Raw genomic sequence first — 1,442 nt, 5'->3', positions numbered from 1 at the left:
TGAACTGACCCCAAAAACTTGGACAGTAAAACACTAAGCGGATAAGGCCTGAGTTCGGTACTGCACCGGGCTCAGGCCTTTTAGTTTGGACTTGATGCGCTCGTGGTTATAGTAATGGATGTAGTGTCGGATGCCCGCCTGTAATTGCTCAATCGTGTCAAAGCGGTTCAGGTAAAAATATTCTGACTTCAGCGTTCCAAAGAAGCTCTCCATCGCGGCATTATCTAGACAATTCCCCTTGCGTGACATGCTCTGGGTCACGCCCTGCTCGGCGAGCTTGCGCCTGTAAGCGGGCATCTGATATTGCCAGCCTTGATCGGAATGCAGTAGCGGCGCGTCTTGATCGGCCAGCTTGGCCAAGGCTTTTTTCAGCATTCCCCCTACTAACGAGAACGCCGGCCGTTTCTGCATTGAGTAAGACACGATTTCCCCGTTATAGAGATCCATCACGGGCGACAGGTAGAGCTTCTCGCCTCGAACATTGAACTCCGTGACATCGGTGACCCACCGTTGGTTGGGGCTTTCAGCCTGAAACCGGCGGGCTAGAAGGTTGGGTACACTGGCCTGTTGTCCTTTATAGGAACGGTACTTCTTCGGACGTACCACCGACTTCAGTCCCAGATTTTGCATCAAGCGTTGGACTGTCTTGTGGTTGACCCTCTCACCCGCTTGGCGCAGCGCTGCTGTAATTCGACGGTAGCCATAGCGGCCTTTATGACGCTCGTAGAGGGCGTGAATGCGCAACTTCAGACCAGCGTGCCGATCATCCAACTGCTGTGCCCTTACCTGATAGTAGAACGTGCTACGCGACAGCCCCGCTACTTTTAACAGTACCGCCAAAGGGTGGCCTTGCCTCAGTTCAAGGATTACCCGCGCTTTTTCTGCGCGGCTTGCTCTTTGGCCTGACGCAAGGCCTTCAACTTTTTTAAGTAGGCCACCTCAGCACGCAAGTACTCATTCTCTTGGAGCAGTTGCTCCAGCGAGCTCTTTTCAGTCAGTGGAAGTGAGGGCTTGGGGGGCTTTGCTGGGGGCATCTTCGTCGAGCGTCCTCGGGCTTTAGGCTCCAACGCTTGGAAGCCTCCTTCATGATACTGGCTTTCCCACCGGCGTACGATCCCCGTTCCACCTCGGATATCGAACAGCGTCATCGCTTGCCGGACTGAGAGATCTTCTTGCCTCATCCGTTGCAACACCGATAATTTGAACTCAGCACTGTAGCGGCAGAACTTCTTCTGTAAGCCACTCAGGCCATGCTGTTCATAGCTTTTGACCCAACGCCTGACGGTGGCATGGTCAAGACCGTACTGGTTGGCCAGCCTCTTATAACCCTGTTGTCCTTCTATGTAGCTTTGTACTACTAACAGCTTGAACTCTTCATTGTATTTTGCCATGAAAAACACCCCAATCGTTGGATGAGTGTCCAACTTTTGGGGTGCAGTTCA

The 1,442-nt window shown here is 52.8% G+C and carries 1 protein-coding gene; it reads right to left on the bottom strand.

Features of this window, described 5'->3' with window-relative positions:
* Nucleotides 1-33: 33 nt before the first annotated feature.
* Nucleotides 34-1,391, bottom strand: a protein-coding gene (locus CZ787_RS18075; protein WP_419866545.1) for an IS3 family transposase whose coding sequence is annotated in 2 segments (ribosomal slippage) — nt 34-911 and nt 911-1,391 — 1,359 coding nt in all. Because the reading frame shifts where the segments join, the coding sequence is not laid out codon by codon here.
* Nucleotides 1,392-1,442: the final 51 nt, after the last annotated feature.

It is taken from the genome of Halomonas citrativorans, from assembly GCF_900163645.1.
Lineage (GTDB): Bacteria > Pseudomonadota > Gammaproteobacteria > Pseudomonadales > Halomonadaceae > Vreelandella > Vreelandella citrativorans.
This window is presented reverse-complemented; position numbering and strand designations above follow the sequence as displayed.